Here is a 6687-nt window from a genome sequence, read left to right on the forward strand (position 1 = left end):
TACTTCTGTCGACCCGGAAGAAATCAGGCGGTTTGCTGCCATGGCGGAGGAATGGTGGGATCCGGCGGGCAAATTCGGGCCGCTGCACCGTATGAACCCGGTGCGCCTGACGTGGATCCGCGACACCATTTGCCAGCAGACAGGACGGGATCCCCGGGCGCCGCGGCCGCTGGAGGGCCTGCGCATCCTGGATATCGGCTGTGGCGGCGGGCTGGTGGCCGAGCCTCTGTCCCGCATGGGGGCTGCTGTGACGGGAATCGACGCCGGTGAAAAGGCTGTGGAGATTGCCCGCCATCACGCAGCGCAGACGGGCGCGCAGGTGGATTACCGGGTCACTACGGCCGAGGCACTGGCAGCAGCCGGTGAAACGTTCGACGTGGTCCTGGCCCTGGAAATTGTGGAACATGTAGCCAGCATCCCCCTGTTCATGGAATCCTGTGCGGCGCTGGTGCGGCCGGAGGGCCTGCTGTTCGCCTCCACCATCAACCGCACGGCCCGGTCTTTTCTGATGGCCATCGTGGGGGCCGAGTACATCCTGCGCTGGCTTCCCCGCGGCACCCATTCCTGGAAAAAATTCCCCCGGCCGTCCGAGCTGGCCTCGGCCCTGCGCCCCTGCGGGCTGGAGGTGAAGGGGATTACAGGCGTGGTCTATGATCCGCTGAACAGGACTTTCAGCCTGTCGCAGAAGGATCTGGCCGTGAACTATATGCTGTGGGCTCAGAAGGTCAAACCCTCTGGACAGGCGGGACCGGGGTCGGTATAAGCCCGGGGTTCCCTTTGGGCCTGGGTAGCTCAGTCGGTAGAGCAGAGGACTGAAAATCCTCGTGTCGGCGGTTCGATTCCGTCCCCAGGCACCATTTCTTCCATAGCATCCTTCGCCTCTGGTTCGACAGGCTCACCATGAGGCTCAGGGGTTACAGAAAATCCTCATCCTGAGCTTGTCGAAGGATAGAGGGTTTTCTGGTTGTGCAAGAAAAGCCCATGAAAAACCCCCGCAGTATCGTCATCACCGGCGCGTCCAGCGGCATCGGCATGGCGCTGGCGCTGGAGTATGCCGCGCCCGGCGTGACGCTGGCCCTGACCGGGTGCGATCCCGGGCGTCTGAACCAGATACACGGGGCCTGTATTGCGAGAGGGGCCGCCGTCACTGCTGCCGTTCTGGATGTCCGGGACCGGGACGGACTGCAGACGTGGCTTCTGGATGTGGATGGAAAAACGCCTGTCGATCTGGTCATCGCCAATGCCGGAATCTCTGCAGGCACGGGAGAGGACGGGGAGACGGAATCCCAGGCCCGGGCCATCTTCTCCGTGAACGTAGACGGTGTTCTGAACACGGTGTATCCCCTGCTGGAGCCTATGATCCGCCGGGGCCGGGGGCAGGTTGCCATCATGTCGTCCCTGGCCTCGTTCCGGGGTTTTCCCGGCGCGCCGGCCTATTGCGCCGGCAAGGCAGCGGTGCGGGTCTGGGGCGAAAGCCTGCGGGTCGCCCTGAAGCCCCGGGGAATCGGCGTCAGCGTGATCTGTCCCGGCTTTGTGGATACGCGCATGACGGCGGTCAACCGCTTTCCCATGCCCTTTCTCATAAAGCCGGAGCAGGCAGCGGTCCTCATCCGCCGCAGGCTGTCCGCGAACCAGGGACGGATTGCTTTCCCCTGGCCCATGGCGCTGGCGGCGCGGATCCTGACAACCCTTCCGGCCGGACTGACCGACATTCTGTTGCGGGCCACGCCGCCCAAGGCAGCCCTTTCCCCGAAAGACTGATTCCCCTGGTCTTCCGGGGGGTAAACGGAACCGGAAGCCGGGATCATGGTTTTCCGGATGTACCCGTAATCCAGACCGGAGGATTCCCATGGCTGCCCGCAGATCACAGCGTTCTTCCGATACCCGTGCGGAGGAAACCGCAGAACCCCGCGCCCATCCCTTTGCGGCTCCCCCTTTCGCGACCGAGGCCCTGCACCGGTTCAGCGAGACGGCAGGACAGTCAGCGGGGCAGATGGGATCCCTGCTGTCCCACGGCATGAAGGCATCCGAGGATGTGACCCGGCACGCGACCCAGGGGATGGATGTGATGATCCAGTGCAGTACAGTCCTGGCGGACGGGGCCCAGTCGGCGCTGAAGGAGCTGGCGGGCTATGTCCAGGAGTCCATGCAGATGCAGATGAAGGCCATGACTGACATGATGCATGCCCATACCCTCCAGGAGATGCTGTCGGTCCAGGGTCGCATTGTGCGCGAGGAGATGGAGGCCTGCCTGAACATGGGCATCCGGATGTCCGAGCTTTCGGGGCGGACAGGAACCGACACAGTCCGCCGCCTGGCGGAATGCTGCGAGAGGACGGCCTTTTTCCATGACGAGCGTGCCGGCAGGGATACGGGCCAGAAAACCTGATCCTGTGTTTCAGGGAAAGCCGTCATGGGCAGGAAAAAGGTTCTGGTGATCGGTGGTTCCGGGTTTGTGGGGCAGGCGCTTGTTTCCCTGCTGACCCCGTTTTACAGCGTTTACGTTCTGGGCCGCGGCCGCCATCCGGTCCTGTCCGCAGGAACCCGTTTGCTGTCGGCCGACCGGTACAGGCCGGAGCAGCTTTATGCCGTGGCAGCCGCAGCTGGCCCTTTTGATACTGTGGTTGATATCTGCCCCTCTCACAGGCCTGACACGGAAAACGTGTGGAATGCCTTCAGCGCCGGGGCGAGCCACTGGATATCCATCAGCTCCGTGGCTGTTTACAGGCGGTCTCCGGGGCTTTTTCCTGCGGAAGGACATCCGGTCGGCGGGAGCAGGGCGTGGGGTGACTATGGCCGTGGAAAAAGCAGATCCGATGAATTCCTGATCCAGGCCGTGTCAGGCCGCACGGCGGCCGTAACCATTTTCCGGCCTGTCTATCTGTATGGTCCGCGAAATTCCTTTTACCGGGAGGCTTTTGTCTGGGACCGGATTGCGTCAGGGCAGGATATCGTCGTGCCGGGCCGTGGCCAGGCGCCTGCCCAGTTCCTGCATGTGCAGGACCTGGCGCGTGCAGTCGTGCTGGCCCTGCGAAAACCTCCGTCCCGCCTGGCGGTCTATAACATCGCCGGAGATGAAATCATATCACTGGGGGAATGGGTGGAGATGCTGGCCGATATTGCCGGAGCGGGAAAGGCGCGGATCCGGAACATGATTTTTCCAGGCCACCCGTTCCCCTTTGCGGATGTGGCCTGCTGCGCCGATACAGCCGCGGTCCGCCAGCAGTTGCGCTGGGAGCCGGATTATCCGCTCAGGGAAGGATTTGCGCAGACATTCCTGACGTGGACTCCTGCCGCGACGCGTTCTGCCTTTCCGCCTGCTTTTGCCGCCGCCGCTCCCTGACAGCCATTTCTTTTGCCTTTGGCAACAGTATGCTATGACCCCGGCAGAAAGCAGCATGGAGGGGTCGTGTTCACCGGAATCATCACCGATGTGGGGGCCGTTACCGCTGTGGAGCGGCGCGGAGACGTGCGCTTTTTCATCCGCACGGCCTTTGATCTGCAGGCTGTGTCCCTGGGTGCGTCCATTGCCTGCAGCGGCGTGTGCCTGACGGTCGTGGAGAAAAAGGGGGAGGTTTTTGCCGTGGATGTCTCCGCCGAGACCCTGTCAAAAACTACCGTGGGATCATGGGCGGCGGGAACGCCTGTGAATCTGGAGCGCAGCCTGAAGCTGGGGGACGAGCTGGGCGGCCATCTGGTCTATGGCCATGTGGACGGGGTGGGCGAGGTTGTATCTGTAAAGTCCGAAGGGGACAGCCAGCGGTGGACGTTCCGCATCCCGGAGCCGCTGGCCCGCTTTGTGGCCTCCAAGGGCTCCATCGCCCTGAACGGTGTCTCCCTGACGGTGAACGAGGTCCAGGGCGCGACCTTTGGCGTGAACCTGATTCCCCATACCCTGACGCACACTACCTTCGGGACCATGAAACCGGGCGATCCGGTGAACGTGGAGGTGGACATGCTGGCCCGCTACGTCGCCCGCCTGAACGAGGTCAGGGGGTAGCAGCAGGCCCCTGCGGCCCGGCCAGAATTTCCGTACAGGCCGGGAAGTAGAGAGTTCTGATGCTGGTGGTTTCTGTCTCCCAGTCGGGATACCGGCGACACAGTTTCCGGGGTCTGGAGCCGCACATTCCCAGGGCCATGCTCAGGACCTTTTCTGCGTCCGGCATCAGGGTCAGCAGATCACGGCACATCCGTCCGGCTGTTGCGTAAATACCTTCCTGATCGTGAATCGGGGTTTCAAAGGTGCTGACCCCCTGGCATTTCTCCTCATACCCTGGGTCGCCCCTGAATCCTGCTGCCGTGAATGCCGGGTTTCCGGCCAGGTTGCAGGACAGGACGTGGATCCGGGTCATGACAAGGCTGGCGGCTTCGTCTGCCCTTTCTGTCCGTTTACCCAGAAGATCGTCCGGAATGGTTTCTCCGTCATTCTGCAAGGCCTCCCAGGCCGGCTGCTGTCCCAGCAGAAGGTCCTTCAGTTCCTCGAACCTGTCCACCCCAATCCTGTCAAAAGCTTCTGCCTTTTCCCTTGCGGCAAGGACTTCCGGAGAATGCCGGTCAGGATCCAGAATATCCTCCGTGCAGGTATTGTATTTTTCTGACCTCTGACCCCAGAGCTCGCTGATAACTGGATCCTGATTGCCCTCAATGACGGGATTCCGGCCCTTCAGCTGGGGATACTTCTGGTCCAGTTTCTCGTTACATTCCCTGTTTGCCCGGGCTATCAGGGCTCTTTCTGCGCCTTCCCGTCCTTTTTCGATGGCTTCGAGCCGGCTGTAGGCCTGACGCATCTGCGCCAGCCGGGTTTCGGTAATGGTTTTCCCGGAAGGAACGCCTGCGTCCGGAGAGGGATGCCGGGGTTCGGGGGCAGGCGCGGATGGTGCAGTTCCACCATCCGGCTTTGTCATTGTCTGCGCCAGGACAGACGGGGTTTCGTCAGAGGGGCTTTCACACAGGGCCAGAAGGGCTCCTGCCGTTATACCGCCGGCCACAATCAGCCAGTTGCGTTTCTGCATGTACCATTGCACAGCCATGGTGCCACCTCCTGTAAAAAGGTCCGGACAGCGTATCGTGCTGTTTTATTTTCAGGAAGGACAAGTCTTGACGGCCGGGGAGCAAGTCGATACCTGTTCCGGCCAGACAGGGAAGGCAGAGAGACTCCGTGGCCAGAAAGAAAAAGCCGGAAAAGACACCCGAAGCGGCGCCGCCCCGCAAGGTCAGGCGCACCGGCTCGGCTCTGGCACGGCGCAGCGCGGCCCGTCTGGCTGCGGCCCAGCTGCTGTACCAGAAAGATCTGACCGGTGCGGCCGTGGAAAAGGTTCTTTCAGACTACAGGGACCACTGGCTGGGGACCGAGCTGGAAGGCGAGAAGTATGTCACAGCGGACGAAGAGCTTCTGGGAAGCATTGTCCGCGGAGTGACGGAGCGGCAGGCGGATATCGACAGCATGGTGACAGGGGCCATTGTCTCTGCGGACGGGGAGGGGGGCAGGGTTCACCTGGAACCTGTGCTGCGGGCCATTCTGCGGGCCGGAACCTGGGAGATCCTGTCCTGTCCGGAAACCCCCACCGGCGTTATCATCAATGACTATGTGGATGTGGCGCATGGCTTTTTTGGCGGGCGCAGTCCGTCCCTGGTCAACGCGGTTCTCAAGCGCCTTGCGCAGACCTTGCGGGACAGTTCTTCCGGATAGCGGAAAGTTCTGAAAATCTGTATCTGCTGCAGCGCAAGGTTCGGGAGAACATTATCCATGCCTGTCATCCTGAAGGAGCGCGTCAGCGCGACTGAAGGATCCTGTTTCTGCAAGAAAGATCCTTCGCTGCGCTCGGGATGACAGGAATTTCTGAAATCCCTGGACTCTCTCTGCCTCTGCGGTGAAACAGTCTTTGATACGCACCCTCTTGCCTTGTGCTCCGGATTTGGGCATTTTGGTTTTCTGCCGTTCCGGCAGGTTCTGGTTAAAACGATTTCTGCAAGGATGAACCCCATGAATTCCATGGCGATGTATTTTTCCCTGGTGATGGCCAGCGGAGTTCTGGCGCTTCTGTACGGTCTGTACGCAGGCCGCAAGGTCATGAAGGCTCCCGCCGGCAATGCCAGGATGCAGGAAATTGCCAGCGCCATCCAGGAAGGGGCAAAAGCCTACCTGAACCGCCAGTACATGACCATTGCCGCTGTGGGCCTGGTTCTGGGGATTGCCCTGGGAGTTATCCTGGGACGCTGGGTCGCCATCGGATATTTCACGGGCGCCATCCTTTCGGCGCTGGCGGGCTATATCGGCATGAACGTGTCGGTCCGCGCCAACGTGCGTACGGCCGAAGCCGCCCGCAGCGGTCTGGAAACGGCCCTGGACATTGCCTTCAAGTCGGGAGCCATCACCGGCATGCTGGTCGTGGGCCTCGGGATCATCGGCGTTTCCGGGTACTACTGGATCCTGACCTGTTTTGAGATTGAACAGGGGAAAATGCTGGAAGCCCTTGTGGCCCTGGGCTTCGGGGCGTCCCTGATTTCCATTTTTGCCCGTCTGGGCGGCGGCATCTTCACCAAGGGCGCCGATGTGGGCGCGGACATGGTGGGCAAGGTCGAGGCCGGCATCCCCGAGGATGATCCGCGCAATCCCGCCGTGATCGCCGACAACGTGGGCGACAACGTGGGCGACTGCGCCGGCATGGCCGCGGACCTGTTCGAGAC

8 protein-coding genes and 1 tRNA gene are annotated in these 6687 nt (G+C 61.7%); 8 read left to right on the top strand and 1 reads right to left on the bottom strand.

Going from position 1 to position 6687, the window contains the following annotated elements; translation table 11 throughout:
- The 6 genes from ubiG to M3O22_08050 form a co-directional block, all read left to right on the top strand.
- Positions 1–763, top strand: a 763-nt coding sequence (gene ubiG / locus M3O22_08025; protein ID MDP9196691.1) for a bifunctional 2-polyprenyl-6-hydroxyphenol methylase/3-demethylubiquinol 3-O-methyltransferase UbiG, incomplete at its 5' end; no start/stop codon positions are given.
- Positions 764–781: 18 nt separating this feature from the next.
- A tRNA-Phe gene (locus M3O22_08030) sits at positions 782–857 on the top strand.
- A gap of 124 nt (positions 858–981) precedes the next feature.
- The gene (locus M3O22_08035) at positions 982–1761 is read left to right on the top strand and encodes an SDR family NAD(P)-dependent oxidoreductase (protein MDP9196692.1); all 780 of its coding nucleotides are present in this window, start codon (positions 982–984) and stop codon (positions 1759–1761) included.
- Between the two features lie 88 nt (positions 1762–1849).
- Positions 1850–2389 (top strand): phasin family protein, encoded by a 540-nt coding sequence (locus tag M3O22_08040; GenBank protein MDP9196693.1) that lies wholly within the window; start codon positions 1850–1852, stop codon positions 2387–2389.
- Positions 2390–2413: 24 nt separating this feature from the next.
- A complete protein-coding gene (locus M3O22_08045; GenBank protein ID MDP9196694.1) occupies positions 2414–3343 on the top strand; it encodes an NAD-dependent epimerase/dehydratase family protein in 930 nt (309 codons plus the stop codon).
- Positions 3344–3409: 66 nt separating this feature from the next.
- Complete coding sequence (locus M3O22_08050) at positions 3410–4000, top strand: riboflavin synthase (GenBank protein ID MDP9196695.1); 591 nt, start codon at positions 3410–3412, stop codon at positions 3998–4000.
- On the opposite strand, the gene M3O22_08055 is transcribed toward M3O22_08050, so the two are convergent.
- Entirely contained in the window at positions 3990–5030 is a 1041-nt protein-coding gene (locus tag M3O22_08055) for a hypothetical protein (protein MDP9196696.1), read from the bottom strand. The two genes, M3O22_08050 and M3O22_08055, sit on opposite strands and share 11 nt — an antisense overlap.
- A 128-nt stretch (positions 5031–5158) precedes the next feature.
- On the opposite strand from M3O22_08055, the gene nusB reads away from it, so the two are divergent.
- Complete coding sequence (gene nusB / locus M3O22_08060; GenBank protein ID MDP9196697.1) at positions 5159–5689, top strand: transcription antitermination factor NusB; 531 nt, start codon at positions 5159–5161, stop codon at positions 5687–5689.
- A 303-nt stretch (positions 5690–5992) separates the two neighbouring features.
- Positions 5993–6687 (top strand): sodium/proton-translocating pyrophosphatase (locus tag M3O22_08065; GenBank protein ID MDP9196698.1); only part of this gene is annotated, 695 nt, incomplete at its 3' end.

The organism is Pseudomonadota bacterium (assembly GCA_030775045.1).
In the GTDB taxonomy this organism is placed as follows: Bacteria; Pseudomonadota; Alphaproteobacteria; order JALYJY01; family JALYJY01; genus JALYJY01.

Coding starts and splice junctions, on each gene's coding strand:
- M3O22_08035 (MDP9196692.1), top strand. CDS start 982: ATGAAAAACCCCCGCAGTATCGTCATCACCGGCGCGTCCAGCGGCATC.
- M3O22_08040 (MDP9196693.1), top strand. CDS start 1,850: ATGGCTGCCCGCAGATCACAGCGTTCTTCCGATACCCGTGCGGAGGAA.
- M3O22_08045 (MDP9196694.1), top strand. CDS start 2,414: ATGGGCAGGAAAAAGGTTCTGGTGATCGGTGGTTCCGGGTTTGTGGGG.
- M3O22_08055 (MDP9196696.1), bottom strand. CDS start 5,030: ATGGCTGTGCAATGGTACATGCAGAAACGCAACTGGCTGATTGTGGCC.